This window comes from Dactylosporangium sp. NPDC051087 (assembly GCF_055586325.1).
Window position 1 is genome coordinate 293,521 of record NZ_JBVJIJ010000003.1, and the last position, 24,552, is coordinate 318,072.

Here is a 24,552-nt window from a genome sequence, read left to right on the forward strand (position 1 = left end):
CCTCACATCACGGGACGGTGGGGGACAGCACCGGGGCGACCGCGGCGCCGGCCACGTGCTGGACCAGGGAACGGGCGATGAGCGGGGCGAACTTGAACGACGAGCCGCCGCACGCGGCGTAGGACACGACCCGCTCGCCGAGCACCGCGACCATCGGGCCGCCGGTGGACCTGCGCATCAGGTAGTAGGCGTCGCGGGCGCCGGTCAGCCAGCCGGCGTCCAGGCCGCGGACCAGCGGCGCGAACTGCTCGACCAGATGGTCGCGCCAGTACGCGGGGGTGCTGATGTCGCCGACCTCGGCCACCACCCGGCAGGCGCTCGCGGCGCTGAGCTTCAACGGGGTGCCGATGATGGGCGGCACGAGCCACCCGCCGTTGCTCGTGCCGAACGTCGAGATCGGCGGGGTCGCCGACCACACGTCGGCGTCCTGCTCCGGCGCGGCGCAGAAGACCATGCTCTGCCGGCACAGGACCAGCTCGTCCGCGATCGGCCGGGGCAGCAGCTGCCGCGACCACGCGCCGGTGGTCAGCAGCACCGCGTCGGCGGCCATGACCTCACCGTCGGCGAGGCGGATCGCGGGACTGTCCGCGTCGACCGCGACCACGGCCCGGAACGGCAGCAGCTCCGCCCGCGAGGACTGGCGCAGCCAGGCCCGGCAGGCCGCGAGGATCCGGTCGGCGAGCAGCACACCGGCGAGGTCCTCCAGGATGGCGGTCGCGCCGGCCGGGAACTGGATCTGCGTGTAGGTCGACGCGAGCGACAGCGGGCCGAAGAGGTGCCCGCCGGAGCCGGCGTCGGTCAGGAGCCGCTGTGCCTTGGCCAGGTCGTCGGCCGGCAGGACGTGCAGCGCGCCGACCGGCTCGTAGATCCTGGTGGCCAGCAGGCGCTGCAGCCGCAGCCACTGATGGTGCGCGAGGACCGCGTCGCTCGTCGCGACCGGGTCGTCCAGGTGCAGCGCCCGGATCACCCGGTGCCAGTCCGAGGACGTCGCCTCGGCGAACGGGATGTCGCCCTGGTCGACGAGGACCACCCGGTGCCCGTCCGTGACGGACTGCACGGCGCTGAGCAGGCCGATGATGCCGCCGCCGACGATCACGATCCGCACGGCGCACCTCCGCCGCCCGTCTGCGGGTCCATCAGTGCACCCGGCGGCTGTCCGCGGCGCTGCGGTAGCGGATGTCCCACAGGGTGCGGCGCAGGTAGGTGCGCTGCAGCCAGCGGTCCTGGCCGTCGTGCTGCGCGAGGAACTGCGAGCGGGCGTGCAGGCCCTTGCGGTTGTTGATCAGCAGGGCAGTGCCGCGATCCAGGCGCACCTCGTGCGCGACCGCCCGGCACGAGCGCTGCAGCTCGGTGAGCGCCGCCTCCGCCTCGGCGGTCAGCCCGACGACGCCGTTGGCCGACACGACGATCCCCGGTGCCGCCGGCGGACCGGAGATGATCGCGATCGGGTCGGACAGCACCGCGTGGCCGCCGGCGTGGTCGCGCACGTAGCTGCCCGGCGCGTTGAGCCGGAACTGCGGCGTGCGCAGCGCCCGCACCACGTCCGCGGGCAGGTCGCGGATCACGTCCCGGGCGTCGGCGTAGTACGTGACGGCCTCGGCGTTGCGGTCCTGGCGCAGGCAGTTGAGCACCAGGAAGTCGGGGTTCGGCAGGTCGAAGCGGCCGAACTCGTCGAACACGATGTCGCTGTGGAAGTTCAGGAACGCCGCCGAGCTCTGATTCGTCTGCGACATCGCGCCGGTGGACACCGGGACGACGTCGTGCACCAGCCGGCCGGCCTTCTCGGTCGTGACGCCGACCGGCTCGCCGAGCAGCTGGCTGAGGCCCAGCAGCACGCCCTCGGCGACGAACGTCCGCTTCAGCGGGCTCGGCTCGCCGTTCACGGGCGTCGGCGGCAGGTCTGGGTCGACGGGCAGGTTGCGCACCAGCGCGACGCCGGCGGTGTCGACGTGCCGCCCGAAGTCCAGGATGCCCTGCAGCAGGGGGAGCGGCAGCGCCGAGAACACCACCCGCAGCCAGGTCAGTGAGCGGTCGATGTCGTCGACCGGGTCGGGCGACGATTCCAGCAGTTCGCCGATCGCGTCCCGCACGCTGTCGGGGAGCACGAATTCGGTGAATGTCCTGTCCAGCGTGCGGACATCCGCATCGGCAAGCATGGCAAACAATCCTCTCCGATGGAGAAAGGTGATTGGTGCCAGCCAACAACGGGGCACCCGACGACGTCAATGAATGCGATGACCGGGATTGTTGGTCGATGACGCATTGATTGTTCTGCGATCGGCGGGGTTCCGGTCAATGCCGCGACGGGTTTGAGTAACCGCAGCGAAGCGCGGTGCTGACTCAGGTCCCGACGACGGTTGGAGCACTCTATGGCGGATCGTGAAGTCGAGCTACTGGCGGTCGGTGCGGGCCCATCGAACCTCGCACTCGCCGTGGCACTCGAAGAGCTCGCACCCGAACTGGCGCGCGACTCACTCATCATCGAACGCAATCAGGGGGTGAGCTGGCAGCCCGGAATGCTGTTCCCGGAGGCGCTTTCCAACACCTCGTTCCTCAAGGACCTGGTGACGTTGCGCAATCCACGCAGCCGGTTCTCCTTCCTCAACTATCTGCACGCCACCGGCCGGCTCGACCTGTTCGTGAACATGGGCAGCCTCACGCCGTACCGGGCGGAGGTGGCGGACTACCTGCAGTGGACGGCGCGGTCGCTGGCGCTGGTCGACCTGCAGTACGGCCGGCAGTGCGTGGACATCAGCCCGGAATGGACCGGTGGCACGCTCACCGGCTGGACGACCACCATCGCCGACGGGTCCACGATCCGCAGCCGGTACCTGGTCCTCGGCACCGGCCGGGACATCCGCATCCCCGAGGTCCTGCGCGATCTCGACCGGGACAAGGTGGTGCACAGCACCCAGTACCAGAAGCGAATCGGCGCCCTGCGCAAGGACCTGCCCTACCGGGTGGTGGTCGTCGGCGGCGGGCAGAGCGCGGCCGAGCTGTTCTACTCGGTGCAGCACGACCTGCCGGAGTGCCGGCCCACCATGGTGATGCGCTCGGTCGGCCTGAACTCCTACGAGACCAGCAAGTTCACCAACGAGCTGTTCTTCCCGTCGTTCGTCGACGAGTTCCACGCGTCCCGGCCGGAGGCGCGCGAGCAGATGCTCGCCGAGATGCGGCCGACCAACTACGCCGGCGTGGCGCCCGGCATGATGGAGTCCCTCTACCGCCAGGTGTACCTGGACCGCCTCTCCGGCCGTTCCAGGCTGCAGATGATCACGATGCACGACATCACGGCGGCCCGCGACGAGGGCGACGAGATCGTCCTGGAGCTCACCGACTGGCGCAACGGCGCCACCCGTGAGCTGCGCACCGACCTGATGCTGCTCGGCACCGGCTTCTCTCCGGAGATGCCGTGGGCGGTGCGACGGCTCACGGAGCGGCTCGGCCTGTCCGGCGTGGCCGTCACCCGCGACTACCGCCTCGTCGTCGACCGGCCGAGCACGGCGGCGTGCTACCTGCACGGCGTCAACGAGAAGACCCACGGCATCGCCGACTCGCTGCTGTCGGTCATGGCGAACCGCGCCAACGACATCCTGCAGGACGTCCTCACCGGCGACCACCACCTGGACACCCTGGCGGCGGCCGTCGCAACACCCGACCCGACACCCGTCGTGGCCGCGAGCTGACCCCTCAGAGCTGACCCCTCAGAGCTGACCCCGAGAAAGGAAGCAGCCATGCTGATCCGACCGCTGGTTCGGGAGCGGATGAACCACGAGAACGGCGCGGACGCGCAGCGCCTGGTGCCGTGGGAGGCGCTGAACGCGCCGTTCGAGGGCTCCTGGTGCGTCGTCGCCCCCGGCGGCGCGACCGGCACCCACGCCCACCACGAGTACGAGATCTTCATCGCCCTCAGCGGTGAGGCGGTGCTCGACTCCGAGGGCGAGCGCAAGCCGTTCAAGGCCGGCGACATCGTGCACTTCCCCCCGCACACCGCGCACCGCGTCATCAACGAGAGCGACACGGACTTCCAGCTGTACTGCGTCTGGTGGGACGCCGAGATGTCCGAGAAGTTCATGGAGCGGCACACCACCCAGCCGGCGAAGGCCTGAGCGGCGATGACATCACCCGACGGTGGGAAAGGCCGCCCGGTCCTCGTGATCGGCGGCCCGCCCACGACGAACGGCGACCTGCACGTGGGGCACGTCGCCGGCCCGTACGTGGCGGCCGACGTGTGGTCGCGCTACCAGCGGGCCCTCGGCCGGGACGTGGTGTTCGCCTCCGGCGGTGACGACAGCCAGACCTACGTCACCACCACCGCCGCCCGGCTCGGCACCACGCCCGAGGAGCTCACGGTGCAGTCGTGGGCCAAGATCAAGGGCACGTTCGAGGCGATGGGGATCGCCGTGGACGGCTTCGCGCCGACCGACGACGACTACCGCTCCACCGTGTACAACTACGTGAACCGCCTGCACGAGCTGGGCAAGTTCAAGCTGCGCACGGTGCGGCTGCCGTACAGCGAGGCCACCGGCACCTACCTGGTGGAGGGACTGGTCGGCGGCGACTGCCCGACCTGCCTGGCGGACAGCCGCGGCGGCATCTGCGAGGCGTGCGGGCACTGGATCGACTTCGACGGCCTGCTCGACCCGTGGAACCTGCTCGACCCGGCCGACGAGGTCACCTACCGCGAGGCGGAGATCCTGGTCTTCCCCCTCGAGGAGTACCGGGAACGGCTCATCGCCTTCCACGCCGAGAAGGCCACCACCTGGCGGCCGCACCTGGTGCAGCTGATGCGGGAGCTGCTGGCCAAGCCGCTGCCGGACTACCCGATCACCTACCCGGTCGCGTGGGGCATGCCCGCGCCGTTCCCGGAGACGCCGGGCCAGACCATCAACGCGTGGACCGAGGGCATGCCGGCCTCGATGTACTGCAACCACTACGGCCGGCTGCAGCGCGGCGAGACCCCGCCGACCACCGACGACGCCTGGCGCGCCGAGCACGACGCGGAGCTGGTCTTCTTCGTCGGCTTCGACAACCTGTTCATCTGGGCGCTCGTCCACGTCGCGGAGCTGATGGCGCACGAGGGCCGCTACGTGCTGCCCAGCACCATCCTCACCAACGAGTTCTACGAGCTGGAGAACGAGAAGTTCTCCACCAGCAAGGGTCACCTCGTGTGGGCCCGGGACCTGGTGGCGGACGTGCCGCGGGACGTCGCACGGTTCTACCTGAACCTCAGCGCACCCGAGCACGCCCGGACGAACTTCAGCCAGGCCGTGCTGGACAAGGTCTGCGGCGAGCGGCTCGTCGAGCCGTGGAACGAGCTCGGCACGACCCTGGCGAAGCTCGCCGGCGACGGCGCGCCGCTGCCGGTCTCACCAGGGACACCCGCCCGCATCGCGGCGATGATCGGCCGGTTCCGCAACTGCTTCGAGCTCGACAGCTTCGCGCTGAGCCGGGCCGCCGACCTGGTGGTCCAGCACACGGCCCGGCTGCGCGCCGACGCGCAGCTGGCCCTGACCGCCGAGCCCGGCGCGATCGAGTTCCGCGCCGGTGACCTGTTCCTGCAGGCGCGGGCCCTCGTCACCTGCGTGTCGCCGATCCTCGTCGACGTCGCCGCCCAGGTGGCCGCGGACGGCGAGCTCGAGCCGCGGCTGGACGCCTCGGCGTTCGACGTCACGCACACCACCGCGTTCACCCTGCCGGGCCTGAGCCTGCGCACGGCGAGCGCCGACCGTCTGGCCGATCCGGCCGTCCCGACCAGCATCGTTTGAGGCAGAACATGGCTATCGACACGACAACGTCCACCACCGCCACCCGGCGGTCGAGGCTGACCGAACGGCAGCTCGTCGCCGCCGGCTTCATCACCACCGCCGGCAACGCGTTCCAGATCACCGCGGCCGCCATCATGGTGTTCCGCGCCGAGAACACCACCCTGTCGGTCGGCTGGCTGTTCATCGCCGTGTCGATCCCGCAGGTCGTGCTGTCCGTCCTGTTCGGCCGCCTGGTCGACAGGATGGACCGCCGCCTGCTCTGCGTCCTCGCCGACGTCGTGAGCGCGGTGACCGCGTTCGCCCTGCCGGTGTGGATGTGGCTCGGCGGCCCGATCAGCCTCGGCTCCTACCTGGCCAACTTCGCGCTCGCCGTCACCGCGGCGCTCTTCATGCCGGCCAGCAACGCTCTGGTCAAGGAGCGCGTCCTGGACGGGCGGCTGGGCCGCTTCAACAGCCGCTTCGAGATGGGCACGAACTCCGGCATGCTGCTGGCGTCCTCGTCGGCGGGGTTCCTGATCGTCGCGTTCGGCGCGACGCCGCTGCTGGTGTTCAACGCCTTCACGTTCGTCGGGTCGGCGATCCTCACCTGGTTCATCGGCGCGAAGCCGGCCCAGGTGTCGTCCACATCGGACGGTGAGGACGCGGCGGCCCCGGCGGGCGGGACACCGCTGCGGCGGCAGCCGATCAAGCGCCTGGCGCTGCTGTACACCGCCGGCAACGCGAACCTGATGGTCAGCAACGTCATCCTCACCACCATCGTCCTGCAGCACTGGAAGCAGAGCCCATGGGTGATCGGGGTGGTCGACGCGCTCGCCGGGGTCGGGTTCATCATCGGCGCCGCCTGCTACCCCTGGATCAGCGCCCGGATCAAGGGGCTGCACCTGGCGGTGCTCGGCCAGCTCGGCTGCATGACGATGGTCATCTTCGAGCCGCTGCACTACATCGCGCTCATGTCGGTCATCCCGGTCGCGGCGTTCTGCTTCGCCAACGGCCGCATCGCCGCCCGGACCCTGCTGATGCAGGCCAGCCCGGTCGAGCGGGTCGGCCGGATCTTCGGCGGCGCCCAGGCGTTCGGCCTGGCGCTCGGTGTCGCCGCGACGGTCGGGCTGTCCGCGGTCGCCGACGGGATCTCGGTGCCCTGGGCCTTCTGGGGCCTGGTCATCCTCGTCGACGCGATCGCGATCGGCACCTACCTGAGCCTGCGCAAGCCCCTGGCCGAGCCCACGCCGAAGACCCCCACGCCGGTCGAGTCCGCCGAGCCGGTGGCGGTCCCCGCCTGAACGAGAGCCGGCGCCCGGTCACCAGGCCGGGCGCCGCGGGCCTGATGAGAGAGGTCATGATGGAGCAGCAGCCGACATCCGCGGCCGAGGGCGGCATCGCCACCTGGGCCTGCCTTCCCGGATTCCCGCCGGCGGTCATCTTCCCGTTCACGCCGCCCGAGCGCTACGGGATGCGCAGCACCTACGAGTTCCAGATGCTCATGTACCGCCCGCTGTACTGGCTCGGCCGCGACGGCAAACTGGAGATCGACTTCGACCTGAGCGTCGCCGACGAGCCGGAGTGGAGCGAGGACGGCCTCACCGTCACCGTCCGGATCAAGCCCTGGAAGTGGTCCAACGGCGAGACGGTCTGCGCCGACAACGTGATCTTCTGGGTGAACATGCTCGCCCGCAAGGGCCCGCGGTTCGGCGCCTACGTCGAGGGGCTCTTCCCCGACAACCTGGTGTCCTACGCCAAGGTCGACGAGCAGACGGTGAGCTTCACCTTCGACCAGGTGTACTCGCAGTACTGGGTCCTCATGAACCAGCTGACGATGATCACGCCGATGCCGAAGGCGTGGGACCGCACCGCCACCGGCCCGGCCGGCGCCAGCCACGACATCGAGCAGGTCGAGGCGGTCTTCGACTACCTCCTCGCGGAGAACGGCTCGCCGACCGCCGAGAGCAACGCCCACCGCACCCTGTGGCCGGACAGCCCGATCTGGAGCATCGTCAACGGCCCGTGGAAGCTGCGTGAGTTCACCGAGCAGGGCGCGGTCACGTTCGTGCCCAACGAGCACTACAGCGGCCCGAACCCGGCCCGCCTCTCCGAGTTCCGCCAGATGCCGATCGAGACCGACGAGCAGGAGTACGAACTGCTGCAGCGGGGGCCGGACGGCGCCGACGGGATCCAGATCGGCTTCCTGCCGATGAGCTTCGGCGTGCAGCCCAGCGGCGACCCGACCGTCGGCGGACCCAACCCCCTCGGCGACCGGTACGACCTGGTCCCGCAGGTGCTGTTCAGCCTGCACTTCATGGCGCTGAACTTCTACAACCCCAACATCGCCGGCAAGCTGATCCACCAGCCGTACCTCCGGCAGGCGCTGCAGAGCTGCCTCGACCAGGACTACGGCTCGCGGGAGATCTACCAGGGCTACGGCTGGCGCCAGGACGGCCCGGTGCCGAGCCTGCCCGACAGCGACCTCATCTCGCCGCGGCTGCGCGACGGCGGCGTCGTCTGGCCGTTCGACCCCGAACGGGCCCGCGAGCTGCTCGAGGCCAACGGCTGGGACACCAGTGTGTCGCCGGCCGTGTGCGTGCGGCCCGGCACCGGACCCGGCGAGGCCGGCGAGGGCATCCCGGCCGGCACAGAGCTCAGCCTGTCGCTGCGGTACATCGAGGGCCGGCCCGCGCTGACCCGGCTGATGGAGCAGTTCCGCGCCGACGCCGGGAAGGCGGGCATCGAGCTGCGGCTGTCGGAGATCTACGCCTCGGTCCTCGTCGCGCAGGACGGTCCCGGCGCGCCGACCCCGGAGAACCCGCGCACGTGGGAGCTGTCCTGCTGGAACGGCGGCTGGGTCTACAACCACCCGACCGGCGAGAATCTCTTCCAGAGCGGCGCGGCCTGCAACTTCAGCAACTACCGCGACGCGCGCGCCGACGAGCTCATCGCCCGGACGGTGGCCACCGACGACCTCCAGGCGCTCTACGACTACCAGGACTACATCAGCGAGCAGGCGCCGGTGCTGTTCACCCCGAACTTCCCGCGCCGGCTGTTCGAGGTCGCGTCGAACCTGCGCGGCTTCACCCCGGTCAACCCGTACGGGCTGATCAACCCCGAGAACTGGTACTACGCCGAGGAGGGAATGTGAGACCCGTTGTTCTCGTCGGCTTCGTGGGGGCCGCGCTGCCCACCCTGCCGAACATCCAGCCCGACCAGTCGGTGATCTTCGTGGAGGAGCCCGACGTCGTCCGCAAGCGCGACGTGCGGCCCAAGGTCGCGCAGTGCCGGACCGTGCGGGAGCTCGTCGAGTGGGAGTTCCACCTGCCGGGCAAGGCCGACGAGTTCTACCACACCCACCGCGACCTGGACCCCGAGGCGGTCATCCCGCTGACCGAGTACGCGACGCCGTTCGCCGCCCGCCTCGCCGAGCGCTACGGCCTGCCGGGCGCCGGCTTCGCCGCCGCGTCGCTGCTGCGGGACAAGGCGCTGCTGCGCAACGTCAGCCGCGCCGCGGGGGTCACCAACCCGCGCAGCGTCCGGGTCGAGGGCCCGCACGAGGTCCTCGCGTTCATGCGGGAGGTCGGCGGCCCGATCGTGCTCAAGCCGGCCAACCGGCAGGCGTCGGTGGGCGCGTGGCTGATCCACGACCAGGCCGAGGTGCCGGAGGCGTGGGAGGCCTGCGTCGTGCAGGACGAGGGCGTCTTCGTCCCGGACCGGCCGATGGAGCTGCGGATGCTCGCCGAGGAGTGCGTGATCGGCGAGCAGTACAGCGTCGAGATGCTGGTCCGCGGCGGCGAGGACCTCTTCGCCAACGTCACCCGCGCCCGCCTGATCCCCGGCCCGATCCCGGCCGAGGCGTCGCACCTCATCCCCGCCGACAGCCCGGCCGAGCTGCATGCGCTGCTCAAGGAGCAGACCCGGCGGGTCGTCGACGCGGTCGGCTTCCGCGACGGGATCGTGCACTGCGAGTGGATCGTCAGCGACGGCGTGCCCAACCTCGTCGAGTGCGCCGGCCGGTTCGCCGGCGACGGCATCATCGAGCTGATCGAGCGCGCCTACCCGGTCGACCTCGTCCGCGCCTACTACGCGGTGATGAAGGGACAGCCGATCCAGGGCGCGCTGCCCGCCACGGCGCGGCGCGCGGCGGCGGTGCGGTTCCTGACGATCGGCGCGGGCGTCGTGACCGACGTGCGCGGCACCGACAAGGCCGAGCGGGCCGAGGGCGTGTTCCTGTGCGACGTCACCGTCACGGCGGGGGAGCGCTTCGGCGGGCTGCGCAGCTCATGGGACCGCGTCGGCGACATCATGGTCACCGGCGACACCCCCACCGACGCGCTCCGGCTCGCGGACGAGGCCGCCGCGCTCATCGAGATCGACGTCGTCGACGCCGACCTGGTGCTGCCGGCGCTGGCGACCGTGGCGCCGTGACCACCCAACATGCCGTCGCCACGCGGTCTCGCCTCGACGTCGTCGTCACCGGGCTGTCCTCCGACGCGCACACCTGGAACCTGGTCTACCTGCAGCTGCTGCTGGAGGAGCTCGGCTGCCGGGTGACCAACCTCGGCGGGTGCACGCCCGACGAGCTGATCGTGCGCGAGTGCGTGGACAGCCGGCCGGACCTGGTGGTGATCGGCAGTCTCAACGGTCACGGCCTGCAGGACGGCACCCGGCTGATCGCCGCAGTGCGGGCCTGCCCCGCGCTGGCGGCGACGCCGGTGGTGATCGGCGGGAAGCTCGACGTGGCCGGCGGCGGGGACGGTCACAACGGCGACCGGCTCCTCGCGGCGGGCTTCGACGCCGTCTTCGAGGACACCGGTGGGCTGAACCCCTTTCGGTCGTTCGTGCGGACCCTCGCCGCTCGACCGGCCACAGCCGCGGTCGGCGCAGGATGACCGCCGTGGCCCGGCCCGGTGCGCTGGCACTCACCGGGACGAGCGTCCTGCCGGCAGCAACGGCGCTGCCGCGGGCCTCGTCCTTCGGCGAGGTGGTGGCGGCGCACCGGGCCCGCGGGGACCTGGTCGTCCAGCCGAGGATGGGCTTCGCCGACCCGGACCGCATGCGACAGGGGCTGCTCGCGACCCGCGACGCGCGGGCGGCCACCGTCGGCACCGTCACCCTCGACAGCTACACGCGGGTCGGTGACCACGACGCGGTGGCCCGGGCCCTCGCCGCCGGCGCCGACCTCAACGGCTACCCGCTGGTCGACGTCGGCGCGGCCGCCACCGCGCGGATGCTCGCCGACGCGCTGGCCCCGGCGTTCCCGGTGCAGGTGCGGCACGGGTCGGCCGACCCGCGCCGGATCGTGCGGACCCTGCTCGCCCGGGGGCTGCACGCCACCGAGGGCGGCCCGGTGTCCTACTGCCTGCCCTACAGCCGGATGCCGCTGGTCACGGCCGTGGAGCACTGGCGGCAGACCTGCGAGACGCTCGCCGCCGCCCGGGATCACGGCAGCGAACCGCACCTGGAGACGTTCGGCGGCTGCATGATGGGCCAGCTGTGCCCGCCGGCGCTGCTGGTCGCGCTGAGCGTGCTGGAGGGCATGTTCTTCCGGCAGCACGGGCTGCGGTGCATCTCGTTCAGCTACGCGCAGCAGACCCACGCCGGGCAGGACGAGGAGGCCGTCGCGGCGTTGCGGCGGCTGATCCGCCGGTACGTGCCGGACGTCCGCACGCACGTCGTCGTCTACACCTACATGGGGGTCTACCCGCGCACCGCGGCCGGCGCGCTGGGCCTGCTCGCCGAGTCCGCCCGGCTGGCGGTGCGGACCGGCGCCAGCCGGCTGATCGTCAAGACCGAGGCCGAGGCGCACCGGATCCCGACCGTCGCGGAGAACGTCGCCGCGCTGGAGCACGCCGCCGCCGCGGCCCGCACCGCGGAACTGGGCGGCGCGGTCGAGGACACCGGCATCCACGCGCAGGCGCGGGCCCTGATCGACAACGTCCTCGCGCTCGACGACGACCTCGGCCGGGCGCTGACGGTCGCGTTCGCCCGCGGCCACCTCGACGTGCCCTACTGCCTGCACCCCGACAACGCCGGCCGGGCCCGCGGCTACCTGGACCACGACGGCCGCCTGCAGTGGCAGCGCATCGGCGCGATGCCGCTCGGCGACCTGGTCACGGTGCCGGCGACCGAGCCGATGACGTCCGCCGGGCTGCTCGACGCCCTGCAGTACGTGCAGCGCACCTTCGACGACCGCTTCGAACCACGACGCCAGCACATCACCTCGACGGGAACTTGGGAGAGCCACATGACGACCACCCCGCTGGACAGCAGGACCACGGCCGGGCAGCGGCCGCCGACCACCCGCGCCCACCTGACCTCGCCGGTGACCCAGGCGGCGCTGCGCATCCAGAACTCGATCCTGGCCGGCAGCCGCGAGTACCTGAGCACGCTGGGCTTCCAGGAGATGATGCCGCCGATCATCGGTCCGGTGACCGACCCGGGCGTGCGCGGCGCGAAGCAGATCGACGTGGACTACTACGGTCATCGGTACAAGCTGATGACCAGCGTCATCCTCTACAAGCAGGCGTCGCTGCTGGCCTTCGACAAGATCTTCTACGTGGCGCCCAACGTGCGGCTGGAGCCCCTGGAGACCGCGGACACCGGCCGGCACCTCGCCGAGTTCACCCAGATCGACGTCGAGGTCGCCGACGCGACCCGCGAGGACGTGCTGGACCTGCTGCAGGGCATGCTGCGGCACATCGTGCGGCACACGCTGCGGGAGAGCAAGGCCGACCTGACCGCGCTCGGCCGCGACCCGGAGGTCTTCGAGGCGCTGCTGCGCGACGACTTCGAGCGGATCAGCCACCCGGACGCGGTCGCGCACCTGCGCCGGCTGCAGCACCTGCAGAGCGGCGACTCGGAGATCGACTGGGAGGGCGAGAAGCTCATCTCCGAGCAGACCGACCGGCCGTTCTTCATCGTCGGGTACCCGAAGGGCTCCCGCGGCTTCACCGACGGCGAGTCCGCCACGGAGCCGGGCGTGCTGCGCAACTTCGACCTGATCGCCCCGGACGGGTACGGCGAGCTGTGCAGCGGGGGCGAGCGCACCTACGAGTACCGCCGCCTCATCGAACGCATGCGCGAGACGGGGGAGAACCCGGCGAAGTACCAGTGGTACCTCGACCTGGCCCGCGAAGGGCTGCGCCCGAGCTGCGGCTTCGGCCTGGGGCTTGAGCGGGTCACCCGCTACCTCGCCGGCCTCGACGCCGCGTGGCAGGCCAACGCCTTCCCGAAGCTCCCCGGGATCGTGTCGCCATGATCCGAGCCCCGCAAATGCCGGAAGAGGCGATCCGGGCCCGGGCCCGGGACGCGACGGCGGCGGCGTTCCCCGACCTCGCCGACTACGGGCACGCGCTGTTCGGCGCGACGCCCCGCGACACTGCGGGCGGCGACGAGCTCGACCGGGCGCGGATCGTGCCGCCGGTGTTCATGCCGCGGCGGCTGGAGCGGATGTTCGACCTCGGCCGCGAGCCGCTGCCCGCCGACGCCCTCCTCGGCACCGAGATCGGCGGGTTCACCTCGCCGCTGCCGGTCTTCCTGTGCGCGTTCGGCTCCACCCAGGTCGCCGGGCGCGGCCTGGGCGTCGACGCGAGCGAGCAGGCGGGCCGGCTCGGCATCCCGATGGTCATCGGCGAGAACGTCGTGCCGATGCACGGGTACGGCCGCACCGACGGCGAGCCGCGCCCCGAGGACGGCCTCCTGGGCCGGATCCGGGCCTACGCGGACGCGGTCCCCGACGGGTACGGCGGCGTCGTCGTGCAGCAGAGCACCGAGGACGCCGACGCCGAGGTGTGGAACCTCGTCTACAGCGACCCGTTCGCGACCCGGTTGATCGACAGCGGCCGGCTCGCGTTCGAGCTGAAGGTGGGCCAGGGCGCCAAGCCCGGGCTCGGCGGGATGACGGTCATGTCGCGCGACAAGGCCGCCGCGGTGTCCGAGCAGTACGCGATGGACGAAGCCTTCGGCCGCGACACCGGCAAGGTGCTGCGCTGCAGCAGCCCAGGCACGTTCACCGAGGAGATCCTGCGCCAGCAGGTGCACCTCATGCGCAACAACTACCCGCGGGCGCGGGTGTGGGTGAAGCTGCACCCGGGCCGCGACGTCGGGCACGCCGCCCAGGTCGCCTGGGCGGCCGGCGCCGACGCGGTCACCGTCGACGGCGCCGAGGGCGGCACCGGCTGGGCGCCGTCGGTGTTCCTGGAGCAGGTCGGGCTGCCGCTCGCCGAGTGCCTGCGCCGGGTCGGCAAGCACGACGCCGGGCTGCTGGTCTCCGGGCGGGTCTGGGAGGGCAGCCGGGCGCTGAAGTGCCTGGCGATGGGCGCCACGGCGGTCGGGCTCGGGCGGGCGGCGCTGATCGCCGTCGACGAGGACGCCGCCGACGGCCTGGTGCGCCTCGTGCGCTGCCTGGAACTGGAGCTGCGGCTGCTGCTCAGCGCGCTCGGCAAATACGACATCCATGAGCTGACCGAGGACGACCTGTGGTTTCCGGACCGGGAGGAGCCCCGATGAGAATCAACTATGACGGCCGGACGTTCCGCGCGGTGCACGCCGACCCGTCGCTGCCGGCGTCGTCGGCGGTGTACCGCCAGCGCGACGACCTGGTCTGGGCGGAGTTCGGCGGCGGCGAGGTGCGCCGCGGCTCGCTGACCGGCCTGTGCGCCGAGAACGGCACGGTCGAGTTCGCCTACACGATGGTCATGGCCGACGGCGCGGTGATCTCCGGCCGCAGCGTCAACACCCCGGAGTTCCTGCCCGACGGCCGGATCCAGCTCAACGAGGAGTGGGAACGCTACGGCGAGCACGCCGAGCGCGGCTTCTCCGTCATCGTGGAGGTCCTCGCGTGAAGCGCCCCGACCGGATCGGGCTGATCCTGACCGGTGGCACGGTCGGGTCGCGGCGCACGACGCGGGCCGGCGAGACGGTGGTCAGCCTGGCCACCGGCTCGCCGGGGCTCGACCTGGTCCGCTCCGCGGTGCCCGCCGGCAGGACCATGCGGTTCGAGACGCTGTCGCCGCTGTCGATGTCGTCGGAGGACATGCGGCCCGCCGACTGGCGGGTCATCGCCGACGCGGTCCGCGCGCACGTGGCCGCGGGCCTGCGCCGGGTGGTCATCCTGCACGGCACCGACACGATGTGCTTCACCGCCGCGGCGCTGTCGTTCATGCTGGCCGGCGTCGACGTCACGGTCGTCATCACCGGCTCGAACCTGTCGCCGGACCGCGAGGACTCCGACGCCCGCAAGAACATCCACGACGCGCTGCTCGCGGTGCTGGAGCTGCCGCGCGGCGCCTACATCGCGTTCGCCGGCGCCGCGAACCTGCCCAGCCTGGTGCACCTCGGCACGCAGGTACGCAAGATCCGCACGAGCGGGCAGTCGTTCCAGTCGGTGAACCGGCGCCCGGTCGCGAAGGTCGCCGGCGGCGAGCTCACCTGGATCGACCCCTGGCGGCCCGCGCCGCACGGCGCCACCGCGGTCAGCGATCCGGACCCCGGTGTGCTGTCGTTCCGCCTGTACCCGGGGCTCGACTTCGACGCGATGCGCCAGGCGGTGGAGGGCAGCGGCGCCAGGGCGGTGGTGATCGAGCTGTACGCGGCGGTCACCGGCCCGGCCTTCGCGCTGCCGGAGTTCATCCGCAAGTGCCGCGACAGCGGGGTGAACGTGTTCCTCACCGCCGCCGCGCCGGCCGCGCGGGAGCTGACCGTCTACGACTCGTTCGTCGCGCTCCGGGAGGCCGGCGGCACGTTCCTGCCCGGCATGGTCCCGGAGACGGCGATCGTGAAGTGCATGTGGGCGCTCGGCCGCACGAGCGACCCCGCGACGGTCGCCGAGCTCATGGCCACCCCGGTGGCGGGCGAGGTCGCCGCGTAGCCGGCTAGGCCCGCACCAGCGGGCGGTCCGCGTGGCCGAGGTTCATCCGCTTGCCGGCGATGACCTCGGCCGGTGCGGGTGCGGCGTGGGGCGTACTGGCGGCGAACGCCCGGGTCAGTGCCGAGACGCCGTAGCGCCCGGTGCGGTCGGCCCGGGTGAGCAGCCCACTGTCCACAAGGGACTCCAGCAGCTCGTCGGCGGTGTCGGCGCTGGTACCCATGGCGGCGCCGAGACCGGTCGCGGTGGCTGCGGCGGTACCGGCGGCGGCGAGCTGATGCAGGGCACCGCGGGCGGCGGGGGTGAGCGTGCGATAGGCCGCGGCGAAGATGTCCCGCACCTTGACGTCGCCGACGCTGAGGCTGCTCATGACCCGCTCGGCGTCGCCGAGGAGCCCGGCCGCCGCCGACACCGTCCACTCGGGACGGGCGGCGATCCGGCGGCCGATGACGCTCACCGCGAGCGGCAGGCCGCCGCACAGGTCGGCGATCGCGCCGGCGGCCTCGGGCTCGGCCCGGACCCGCTCGACGCCGGCCAGCCGCCCGATCAGGCCGACGGACTCCTGCCGGGTGAGCGGCGCCAGGTCGGCGCGGTGCACGCCGTCGAGCCCGAGCAGCCGGGCCCGGCCGGTCACCACGATCAGGCTCGCCGTGGACCGGCCCAGCAGCGGCCGGACCTGCCGCTCGTCGGTGGCGTTGTCCAGCAGCACGAACAGCCGGCGCTGCGCCAGCAGCGACCGGAACAGGCCGAGCCGTTGCGCCGGGTCGTCGGGGACGAGCGCGGCGGCGACGCCGAGCGCGTGCAGGAAGCCGTCCACGACGGTGATCGCGTCGGTGCCGTCGAGGTCGGCGTAGAGCTGCCCGTCGGGGAAGCTGTCGGACAGCTCGTCGGCGAGGCGCAGCGCGAACGCGGTCTTCCCGATCCCGATCGGCCCGCTGACCACCACCGTGGCCGCGGCCGTGCCCGTCGCGCCGGCGAGTGCGTCGTCACGGCCGACGAACGTGCTCGAACCCATCGGCAGCTGCGCCGGTCGCTCCACTGTGGACATCGGCGGGCGGGGCGCGGGCGCGGCGACCGCCGGCCGCTCCGGCGCCGGGATCCCCGCGAGGTCACGCCACCGGCGCTCCCAGACCCCGGGCTCGCCCCCGCACGCGGCGACGAACGCCAGCGTCACCGGCAGCGAGGGTAACCGGTGCCCGCTCGCGGCGCTGGACAGCACCGACGGCGCGAACAGCGCCGAGCGGGCGAGCTGCCGATAGCTCGGGCTGCCCGCCCGGCTGCGCAGCGTGCGCAGGTCGTAGGCGAACTCGCCGATCGGGTCGTGCACACTGTCCAGCGGTCGTTCCGGCCTGCCCATGCGATCCCCCAGGTGCCAGCGGCATGAATACGCACGTTCAGTTCTGCCGTCCGGTGGTATCCGCCCGGCATCACGGCGCCAACCGTCCGTGATAGCGCCGCCGATAGCGGCGCGATAACAGCCGCGATAGTCCCGGGTTTGCCGCCCTCCATACGTTTGCGCCACCTACCGGAAACGAACGAGGGAATGCCCACCATGCGTGCTTCGGGAATCGTCAGGATCGCACTCGCCGTCGCCGTCGCCGCGGCGGCCGCCGGGGTCACCGCCGTGGACGCCGGCACCGGTTCCGCCGCGCGGGCCGGCTCTTCGGCGCCGGCCGCCCAGCCCAGCCCGAGCCCGTCCGGTCCGATCACCAACAACAACCCGTGGGACTGACCTCGCGCGTCAGCGCCGAGCGGTGACCGCGGCCAGCAGCTTCTCGGCCTGGCCGCGTTCCGGCTCCATACTGCGGTCCTGGAACGTCGCGATCGCGCGTTCCAGCAGCTCGGCGGCCGCGACCGGCTCACCGATCCGGTCCATCAGCCGGGCGAGGTCGAACCTGATCAGCGCCGCGCCGCCGTGGTCCATGACCTGCTCCCGGACGGTGAGCCCCCGGACGAACATCTCCCGGGCCTGCGTGAAGCGCCCCATCTCGGCGTTGACCTCACCGAGATTGCGCAGCAGGTGCCCTTCCCCGATGACGTCGCCGCTGCGCTGGACCATGAGCAGCACCTCGGCGAGGATCCGCTCCGCCTGCGCGCTCTCGCCGCGCTGGGACAGCACCTGCGCGATGCGCCGCAGCGCCTGCGCCTGACCGCCGACGTAGCCCGCGGAGCGGTAGATCTCCAGCGCCTCCTCCAGCTCCGCGTGGGCGGTCCTGCTGTCGCCGCGGCGCATCCAGATGTGCGCTCGCTGGGTGAGCACGGACGCCCGGCCCACGACGTCGCCGACGTGGTCGAAGTCCCGCAACGCGTGCTGGTAGCCGTCCAGCGCGTCGTCGTCGGCGCCGCGCTGCCGGTCCAGCAGCCCCAGGTCCCGGTGGCACATGGCCAGCCCGTGCCGGTCGTCGAGCTGCAGGAACAGTCCCGACGCGCGTTCCAGCGCGGCGCGGGCCTGGTCGGGCTGGCCGCGGCTGATGTGCAGGGTGCCGATCGAGCCGAGCAGCACGGCAGTGCCCCGCACGTTGCCGGCCCGGTCGGTCGCCGCGAGCGCCTGCCGGTGGCTCTTCTCCCACTGCTCGTGATAGCCGCGCGCCTCGAACAGGGTCACCAGGGTCGCGGCCAGGTCCCAGCACAGCTCGTGCAGTTGCGCCTCGGCGGCCTGCTCCACGGCGAGGCACAGGTTGACGTGCTCGCTGTCCATCCACTCCAGCGGGTCGGCGAGGACCTGCTCCACGTACGCCGGGGGCGGCTGCCAGCGCGGTGCGGACCCGTGCAGCACCGTGTAGTCGCCGCCGTAGACCTTGCGGTGCGCCTGCTCGGCGATCGCGAGCCAGCCACCGATCATCCGGGCCCGCGCGGCGACCCGCCCCGCCTCGTCGTCGGAGGCCACCAGCTGGTCGCGGGCGAACACCCGGATGATCTCGTGGAACCGGTAGCGGAACTCGCCGGTCGGCTCGACGGCGACGACCTCGAGCATCTGCACGTCGACGAGCGGCTCGAGGAGGTCGGACGGAAACGGGCGGCGGTCGTCGAGCGCGGCGCCGGCCAGCCAGCCCGGCATCGTCGGCCCCTCGGCGAGGCTGAGCAGCCGCAGGAGCTGCCGCGCGGAGCGGTCGAGCCCGTCGTGGGTCAGCGACAGGCTGGCCCGGATCGTCATCTCGCCGTGGGCGAGCTCGTCGAGGCGGTGCCGCTCGTTGGCGAGCCGGTCCACCATCGAGGCGAGCGACCAGTGCGGCCGGGCGGCGAGGCGCGCCGCGATGATCCGCAACGCCAGGGGCAGCCCGCCGACCGTGCGCACCAGGGCGATCGCGGCCTGGGCCTCCTTCGCGACCCGCCCGGCACCGATCACCCGGCCGAGCAGCTCCAGCGCCTGCGCGGTGTCGAGGATGTCCAGCTCCAGCTGGTGCGCGCCGGGCAGCGCGGTCAGCCGGGCGCGGCTGGTGACGAGGACCGCGCAGGTCTCGCTGCCGGGCAGCAGCGGCAGGATCTGATTCTCCGAGGCGGCGTCGTCGAGCACCACCAGGACCCGCCGGCGGGCGAGGAGGTTGCGGTACATCTCGGCGCGTTCGTCGAGCTCGTCGGGGATCATCGGCCCGGGGATGCCCAGCGCGCGCAGGAACCGGCCGAGCACCTCGACGGGTTCGGCCGGCACGGCGCGGGTGCCGCCGAGGTCGCAGTACAGCTGACCCGTCGGGAAATGGTCCCGGTCGAGGCGATGCGCGATGTGCTTGGCCAGCGTCGACTTGCCGACGCCGGGCATCCCGACGATCACGACGACGCCCATGGCCCGCTGCGTGTCGGTGCTGGTGAGGACGTCCTCCGCCGTCTTGATGAGGTCCTCGCGGCCCACGAAGTCGGCGGTGTCGGCGGGCAGCTGGTGCGGCTGCTCCATCGGCGGCGCGCTCACGACGACCGGCGTGCCCCGCTCGGCGCCGGGGCCCCGGTCGGCGACCTCGTGCAGCGTGCCGTCCCCGGCGAGGATGGCCGCCTCCAGGTTGCGCAGGTCGTCGCCCGGCATCAGGCCGAGCTCCTCGATGAGCAGGTCCCGGCCGGTGCGGTACACCTCGAGCGCCTCGGCCTGCCGCCCGGAGCGGTGCAGCGCCAGCATGAGCTGGCCGCGCAGCCGCTCCCGCAGCGGGTGCTCGTGGACGAGCCGGCCGATCTCGCCCACCAGCTGGTGGTGCCGGCCGAGGTCGAGCTCCAGGTCGAGGTAGGTCTCCATCGCGTTGAGCCGGTCCTCGTCGATCCGCAGCGCCTTGGCCCGCAGGGCGTCGCTGGAGATCCCGGTGAGGAACGGGCCGCGCCACAGTGCGACCGCCGAGCGCAGCAGCTCCGCGGCCTCCGTCTTCGCGCCGCCGTCGGCGAGCGAGCGCGCCTCCGCGACCAGGCGGTTGAAGACGTGCAGGTCGATCGCGTCGCCGGTGGCCTGCATCAGATAGCCGGGCGGTTTGGTGGTGATCGACGCCGCGATCCCGGCGTCGGCGAGATTGCGGCGCAGCCGCGACACGCAGATCTGCACCTGGGTCCGTGCGGTGTCGGGCGGGTCTTCGTTCCAGATCAGGTCGACGAGATGATTGCTGCCGACCACCCGGTTGATGTCCATCAGCAACGCGGCGAGGACAACTTCCTGTCTGCCAGGTGGCACGCGCACCGGTCCGTCGTGTCCGGTGACCTCCAGCGGGCCGAGGACCCGGAAGGCGATCTGTTCTCGCCCCGGTGCGCCCGCCACCGGGGAACGATAACGTATCTCCACAGTGAGGACGCCTTCACGGAATCGGGAAACGTTGATGTAACGGTCGCCCGGGTGAGAGCCCTCTGTCTATCACGTAATTGTCGCTCGATTCGGCCCGGACGTGGGTTGTGCCCGGCGTTTACGGCGCGTTAAAGTACCGCGAAATCCGGGGCCGGGACCGCTTCGGCGGATGCCCGCTGCCATTCTTTCGGCCACATCCCGGCAGCGTCGTCCAGCGCCCGGTGGTTCAGGTCGGCCGGCCGCGGTAGTCGCGCGCACCCGTCATGACGAGCATGGCCTCCGGAACGCCCTCGTCATGCCGCCGCCCGTTGCGGGCGGCGGCTGAGCGACGAGCGGGCCCGGTCGTGCGGCCCGGTGGTGCGGCGTCCGTCAGCCGACCCGCACCCGGTCCGGGCGTGGGCGGGGCACCGGGGGCTTCGCCGCCGCGAGCGAGGACTCCCGCCCGCCGGCCGCCTTGAGGCGCTGCGCCTGCGCGGCCGGCGCCGCGCTGGAGGGTGTGGTCTCGGCCGACTGCCACCCGCCCGGCTCCGCGATCGCCGCGCCGATCTTGGCCACTATCGCCTCGGGCAGGGCCAGCCGCCCGCCGAGCATGACCACCTCGCTCGCCGTCGGCGAGCAGGCCGACAGGTACGACCGGACCGCGGGGTCGAGCGCGTTCGGGGCGGTGATGAGCAGCGGCCCCCGCGCGGTGCCGATCGCCGCGCCGCCGGTCAGCGCGTCGAACCACGTCGAGGTGGTCGCCACCGCGAACCGGTTCGGCGACGTCCAGAAGAACTTCGCGACCTCGATCGCGGTGTCCTCGGCCCGCTCGCCGGACGCCTCGTAGACGAAACCGTCCCGGCTGTACCACGACGGCAGCATCCCTGCCGCGTAAGCGTTCTGCAGCGCCGGGAGCGCCCACCCGCCGACGCAGACGACGTCCTGGGTGTCGGGGTCGATGCCGTTGAGGTAGGCGGCGGTGCTCGCCGGCATCCGGTGCCCGTCGCAGAGGACCAGCACCTGGTCGGGCAGGACGCCGAGGGTGGCACCGGCGGCGAGCGCGTCGTAGTACATGTGCGCGGTGGCGAGCACGACCGTGTTCGGGCGCGCCGACATCTCCCGCGCGATGCGCACCGCCGTGTCGAACTGGTCCGCCCCGCCGACGCGTTTGGTCTTGTACCCCGCCGAGGTCAGGCTCGTCTCGATCCCGCGGGGCAGCGCCAGCTCGCCGCCGAGGACGTACACCGTGCCGCCGGGAGCCAGGACCCGGCCGATCTCGGCCAGGACCTTCGGGTCCAGCGCCCGGTTGCCGGTGATCAGCAGCGGCGCCTGCCGCGCGACGGCGAGCGCCGACCCGCCGAGGGCGTCGTAGTACAGGTCGGCGCGGGACAGCACGACGGCCGCCGCCTTCGGCCGCGGGTCGCCGGAGCTGCTGTGGTCGGCGAAGGCGTAGCGGGACGCGGCGACCGCGGTCAGGATCTGGTCGTCGCCCCACACCCGCCGCACGGTGTCCTTGGTCTGCTTCACCGGCTGCTGGCTCGGCAGCAGGCCGTCGGCGACCACCGGTGCGATGGCGCCGGTCGCCACGGTGAGCCGTTTGAGCGCGCCGGTGCGCCACGTGGTGGGGTGCCCGGCGTTGAACAGCAGGGTGCTGCCGTCCGGCGACCACGACGCCGACCGGTTGAGCAGGCCGTGCGTCTCGGGGAACGTGATCTGCCGCGGGTTGCTGCCGTCGATGTTCGCCAGCCAGAGCTGCGCGCCCGGCCAGTAGCCGCCGTCGACCGAGACGTAGGCCTCCCGGTGGAACGCGATGGTGGAGCCGTCCGGGGAGATGTCCGGCTCGTACGCGTCCGTGAGGACCTGCACGGACGTGCTCGCCGAGGTCACCCGGTACAGGACCGAGTTGTTGCCGGGGTGCCCGCGGGTGAAGAAGACGTCCCCGCCGGGCGCGACGGCGATGTACTGGATCGCCTGCTGCTGGCTCGGCTCCTCGTAGAACTTGGCGGAATGGCCCGCCCACGAGCCGTCGGCGCCGATGTACATGATGGACGTGGCGTAGACGCCGATCCAGTACACGAACCGGCCGGTGGGGTCGTAGACCGGCGACGGGTAGCTGCCGTGCAGGTTGAGCACCGGGTCGCTGCCGTCGGTCCGCTCCGAGCCCTGGATCTGCCCGTGGACGTACCGGCTGCCGTCCGGCGACCAGCTGACCTTCGTCGAGTAACCCAGCTCGCGGATCGGCGTGCCGTCCGCCTTGGCCAGGTAGGTCCGGCTGGTGGCGTCCATGGCGTAGGTGATGAGACCGCCGCCCCCCGGCGCCTGCGCCGCGGCGGGCTGACCGCCCAGCACGGCGGGCGCGGCGGCCCCGGCAACGGCGGTGGCGGCGGCACCCTTGAAGATCATCCGGCGGTTCAGTCCAGTCACGCGGGCGAGTATAGGGACGAGGTGATCTTTCGGCGACCCCGTACGTCCGTCGATGTCATCGCCGCGAGTCGCGCGGGTCATCAACTCAGATTTATAAAAGTGAGCGATCTCGTAAACTTTTACCGTCGTGGATCCAGCGCGGAGGGGATCTTCTGGACAAGGATGGCGGGTGGACGCGTTCGGCACCGCCGGTGTCGCGACGGTCGGCAACGGGGCCGTGTCGCTGTGACGTGCATGCCGGCGTGCGCGTTCTGTGCTCGACCTTCTTTGCCCGCATCACTCGTTGTTCGGCGACGGCGATGTGGTGGGCGGCGCCATGCGCGCTGCTCGATCCTGGAGGAACGCATGCCCTATCCCGTTCGGCGACGCGCTGTCGCCGCCGGTCTGATCACCGCGCTGCTCGGCCTGGCCGTCGAGGCGACGCCCGCGGCCGCGGACCCCGCCGACCCCGGCAACCCGGACCTCGGCCCGGTGCGGGTCGTCGCCGCGGCCGCCGCGGACAAGGTCGAGGTGTTCGCCGGTGACCTGACCGTGTGGGAGACGCCGTCGGAGACCCTCGCGACGGCGCTGAGCACGGCGTACCAGAACGCGCTCGACCACCCGGACGACCTGGCGGTGCCGTACCAGTCCAAGGGCACCGTCGTCGCGCCGTACGCCCGGGACAGCGCCTCGGCCCTGGCGGCCGGCGCGACCCGTGGCCTGGTCGCCACGAAGGCGGTCAAGGTGACGCGCAGCCTGGCCCAGCTGAACAAGATCAAGGACGAGGCGATCGGGCTGGGTGGCGGGATCCACACCGCGTTCGTCGACGGTGCCCGCAACCAGGTGGTCGTCGAGGCGCCCGCGGCGAGCGACGAGCTGCGGACCGCCCTGTACGCCAAGTACGGCCAGGCCGTCGCGATCCACCTGCAGTCCGACCCGGGTGCTCATGCGCAGGACGACGGGCGGGCAAACGACAACGGCAACTTCGAGGGCGGCTCGGACATCCGCACCAACGTCGGGCAGTGCACGTCGGGCTTCCCGTTCGTGTCGGGCTCGAAGAAGTACATGGTGACCGCCGGGCACTGCACCACCAACAGCTCCGGCAACACCAACGCCACGCACTCGCCCAACGGCACCTTCATGGGCTACACCGCCGTGGACAGCTGGAACAACGGCTCTGGTTCGGTCATCGTCAGCGGCTACAGCGACTACCACGGCGACGTGGCGGCGATCGAGATCAACGGTAACCAGACCGCGACCGGCTACGTGCACAACGGGACGTACCTGCCGACGAACTCGACGTCCCGCCTGCCGGTGCGCAACCGGTTGAGCCGCTGGCTGGTGCCGGGCGACCAGTACTGCAGCAGCGGCATCTTCAGCGGTGAGCGGTGCGGCTGGATCGTCCTGCAGACGAACGTCTCCGTCACGTACTCCGGCGGCAGGGTGCTGCGCAACGGTTTCATCGCGCAGAACTTCAACGGCCTGTGCACCAGGTCCGGTGACTCGGGCGCGCCGCTCTACGCCCGGGACTCCACCTCGATCACGCTCGCGGTCGGTATCCACAGTGGAGCGAACTCCGTGACCGCGGGCACCAGCAGCACGCCGTGCCGCGCGTACGGGACCGAGATGATGCACGTCTGGCTGCAGGTGCCGGGCGACATCCTCAAGGCCTGACAAGCTGAGCGGCGGCCCGGCCCCCGGGGCGGAAAGGGGCTCCTTTGGGGGTTCAGGGGGGGTTAGGGGGGGTTCGGGAGGTTTTGCGCCACCAACAGACGTCCCCCGGGGGGGGGCTTGTCGATCAG

Annotated in this window: 18 protein-coding genes; 13 read left to right on the forward strand and 5 right to left on the reverse strand. The window is 72.0% G+C overall.

The features are described from left to right. Positions 1-7: 7 nt before the first annotated feature. Positions 8-1,105, reverse strand: coding sequence for an FAD-dependent oxidoreductase (locus ACZ6TV_RS07940; RefSeq protein ID WP_465296415.1), 1,098 nt, complete (start codon positions 1,103-1,105; stop codon positions 8-10). Positions 1,106-1,136: 31 nt separating this feature from the next. Beyond that, positions 1,137-2,156 carry a TauD/TfdA family dioxygenase gene (locus ACZ6TV_RS07945; RefSeq protein WP_465296416.1) on the reverse strand — a complete coding sequence of 340 codons (1,020 nt, stop codon included), beginning with the start codon at positions 2,154-2,156 and terminating at the stop codon, positions 1,137-1,139. A gap of 213 nt (positions 2,157-2,369) precedes the next feature. On the opposite strand from ACZ6TV_RS07945, the gene ACZ6TV_RS07950 reads away from it, so the two are divergent. From ACZ6TV_RS07950 to ACZ6TV_RS08000, 11 genes are read left to right on the forward strand one after another with little or no spacing between them, the layout of a single operon-like run. Next, positions 2,370-3,686: a SidA/IucD/PvdA family monooxygenase gene (locus tag ACZ6TV_RS07950; protein ID WP_465296417.1), complete on the forward strand. Its 1,317-nt coding sequence runs from the start codon at positions 2,370-2,372 to the stop codon at positions 3,684-3,686. A 48-nt stretch (positions 3,687-3,734) separates the two neighbouring features. Next, on the forward strand, positions 3,735-4,109 hold the full coding sequence (locus ACZ6TV_RS07955; protein ID WP_465296418.1) for a cupin domain-containing protein: 375 nt from the start codon (positions 3,735-3,737) through the stop codon (positions 4,107-4,109). A gap of 6 nt (positions 4,110-4,115) precedes the next feature. After that, on the forward strand, positions 4,116-5,768 hold the full coding sequence (locus ACZ6TV_RS07960; RefSeq protein WP_465296419.1) for a class I tRNA ligase family protein: 1,653 nt from the start codon (positions 4,116-4,118) through the stop codon (positions 5,766-5,768). Positions 5,769-5,776: 8 nt separating this feature from the next. After that, on the forward strand, positions 5,777-7,048 hold the full coding sequence (locus ACZ6TV_RS07965; protein ID WP_465296420.1) for an MFS transporter: 1,272 nt from the start codon (positions 5,777-5,779) through the stop codon (positions 7,046-7,048). 56 nt (positions 7,049-7,104) lie between these two features. Next, positions 7,105-8,898, forward strand: coding sequence for an ABC transporter substrate-binding protein (locus ACZ6TV_RS07970; RefSeq protein WP_465296421.1), 1,794 nt, complete (start codon positions 7,105-7,107; stop codon positions 8,896-8,898). After that, positions 8,895-10,178, forward strand: coding sequence for an ATP-grasp domain-containing protein (locus ACZ6TV_RS07975; RefSeq protein WP_465296422.1), 1,284 nt, complete (start codon positions 8,895-8,897; stop codon positions 10,176-10,178). Before ACZ6TV_RS07970 ends, ACZ6TV_RS07975 begins: the two co-directional genes overlap by 4 nt. After that, positions 10,175-10,642 carry a cobalamin B12-binding domain-containing protein gene (locus tag ACZ6TV_RS07980; RefSeq protein ID WP_465296423.1) on the forward strand — a complete coding sequence of 156 codons (468 nt, stop codon included), beginning with the start codon at positions 10,175-10,177 and terminating at the stop codon, positions 10,640-10,642. Before ACZ6TV_RS07975 ends, ACZ6TV_RS07980 begins: the two co-directional genes overlap by 4 nt. Before the next feature lie 5 nt (positions 10,643-10,647). Next, complete coding sequence (locus ACZ6TV_RS07985) at positions 10,648-13,011, forward strand: amino acid--tRNA ligase-related protein (protein WP_465296424.1); 2,364 nt, start codon at positions 10,648-10,650, stop codon at positions 13,009-13,011. Then, entirely contained in the window at positions 13,008-14,261 is a 1,254-nt protein-coding gene (locus ACZ6TV_RS07990) for a glutamate synthase-related protein (RefSeq protein WP_465296425.1), read from the forward strand. The genes ACZ6TV_RS07985 and ACZ6TV_RS07990 overlap by 4 nt, the downstream gene beginning before the upstream one ends. Continuing rightward, entirely contained in the window at positions 14,258-14,596 is a 339-nt protein-coding gene (locus ACZ6TV_RS07995; RefSeq protein WP_465296426.1) for an avidin-fold protein, read from the forward strand. The genes ACZ6TV_RS07990 and ACZ6TV_RS07995 overlap by 4 nt, the downstream gene beginning before the upstream one ends. Continuing rightward, positions 14,593-15,621, forward strand: coding sequence for an asparaginase (locus ACZ6TV_RS08000; protein WP_465296427.1), 1,029 nt, complete (start codon positions 14,593-14,595; stop codon positions 15,619-15,621). The genes ACZ6TV_RS07995 and ACZ6TV_RS08000 overlap by 4 nt, the downstream gene beginning before the upstream one ends. 4 nt (positions 15,622-15,625) lie before the next feature. Here the strand turns inward: ACZ6TV_RS08000 and ACZ6TV_RS08005 are convergent, their stop codons facing one another. Next, positions 15,626-16,975 carry a hypothetical protein gene (locus ACZ6TV_RS08005; protein ID WP_465296428.1) on the reverse strand — a complete coding sequence of 450 codons (1,350 nt, stop codon included), beginning with the start codon at positions 16,973-16,975 and terminating at the stop codon, positions 15,626-15,628. A 195-nt stretch (positions 16,976-17,170) separates the two neighbouring features. Between ACZ6TV_RS08005 and ACZ6TV_RS08010 the strand changes: the two genes are divergently transcribed. Next, positions 17,171-17,350, forward strand: coding sequence for a hypothetical protein (locus tag ACZ6TV_RS08010; protein ID WP_465296429.1), 180 nt, complete (start codon positions 17,171-17,173; stop codon positions 17,348-17,350). Positions 17,351-17,359: 9 nt separating this feature from the next. On the opposite strand, the gene ACZ6TV_RS08015 is transcribed toward ACZ6TV_RS08010, so the two are convergent. Then, positions 17,360-20,344 (reverse strand): AfsR/SARP family transcriptional regulator, encoded by a 2,985-nt coding sequence (locus ACZ6TV_RS08015; protein WP_465296430.1) that lies wholly within the window; start codon positions 20,342-20,344, stop codon positions 17,360-17,362. Between the two features lie 393 nt (positions 20,345-20,737). Then, the gene (locus ACZ6TV_RS08020; RefSeq protein WP_465296431.1) at positions 20,738-22,771 is read right to left on the reverse strand and encodes a cell wall-binding repeat-containing protein; all 2,034 of its coding nucleotides are present in this window, start codon (positions 22,769-22,771) and stop codon (positions 20,738-20,740) included. 345 nt (positions 22,772-23,116) lie between these two features. Between ACZ6TV_RS08020 and ACZ6TV_RS08025 the strand changes: the two genes are divergently transcribed. Next, entirely contained in the window at positions 23,117-24,424 is a 1,308-nt protein-coding gene (locus tag ACZ6TV_RS08025) for a S1 family peptidase (RefSeq protein WP_465296432.1), read from the forward strand. Positions 24,425-24,552: the final 128 nt, after the last annotated feature.

What these genes read in the sequence shown, in the direction of transcription:
- ACZ6TV_RS07945 (WP_465296416.1), bottom strand. Translation starts at nt 2,156, where the DNA reads ATGCTTGCCGATGCGGATGTCCGCACGCTGGACAGGACATTCACCGAA.
- ACZ6TV_RS07950 (WP_465296417.1), top strand. Translation starts at nt 2,370, where the DNA reads ATGGCGGATCGTGAAGTCGAGCTACTGGCGGTCGGTGCGGGCCCATCG.
- ACZ6TV_RS07955 (WP_465296418.1), top strand. Translation starts at nt 3,735, where the DNA reads ATGCTGATCCGACCGCTGGTTCGGGAGCGGATGAACCACGAGAACGGC.
- ACZ6TV_RS07960 (WP_465296419.1), top strand. Translation starts at nt 4,116, where the DNA reads ATGACATCACCCGACGGTGGGAAAGGCCGCCCGGTCCTCGTGATCGGC.
- ACZ6TV_RS07965 (WP_465296420.1), top strand. Translation starts at nt 5,777, where the DNA reads ATGGCTATCGACACGACAACGTCCACCACCGCCACCCGGCGGTCGAGG.
- ACZ6TV_RS07970 (WP_465296421.1), top strand. Translation starts at nt 7,105, where the DNA reads ATGATGGAGCAGCAGCCGACATCCGCGGCCGAGGGCGGCATCGCCACC.
- ACZ6TV_RS07990 (WP_465296425.1), top strand. Translation starts at nt 13,008, where the DNA reads ATGATCCGAGCCCCGCAAATGCCGGAAGAGGCGATCCGGGCCCGGGCC.
- ACZ6TV_RS07995 (WP_465296426.1), top strand. Translation starts at nt 14,258, where the DNA reads ATGAGAATCAACTATGACGGCCGGACGTTCCGCGCGGTGCACGCCGAC.
- ACZ6TV_RS08005 (WP_465296428.1), bottom strand. Translation starts at nt 16,975, where the DNA reads ATGGGCAGGCCGGAACGACCGCTGGACAGTGTGCACGACCCGATCGGC.
- ACZ6TV_RS08010 (WP_465296429.1), top strand. Translation starts at nt 17,171, where the DNA reads ATGCGTGCTTCGGGAATCGTCAGGATCGCACTCGCCGTCGCCGTCGCC.
- ACZ6TV_RS08025 (WP_465296432.1), top strand. Translation starts at nt 23,117, where the DNA reads ATGCCCTATCCCGTTCGGCGACGCGCTGTCGCCGCCGGTCTGATCACC.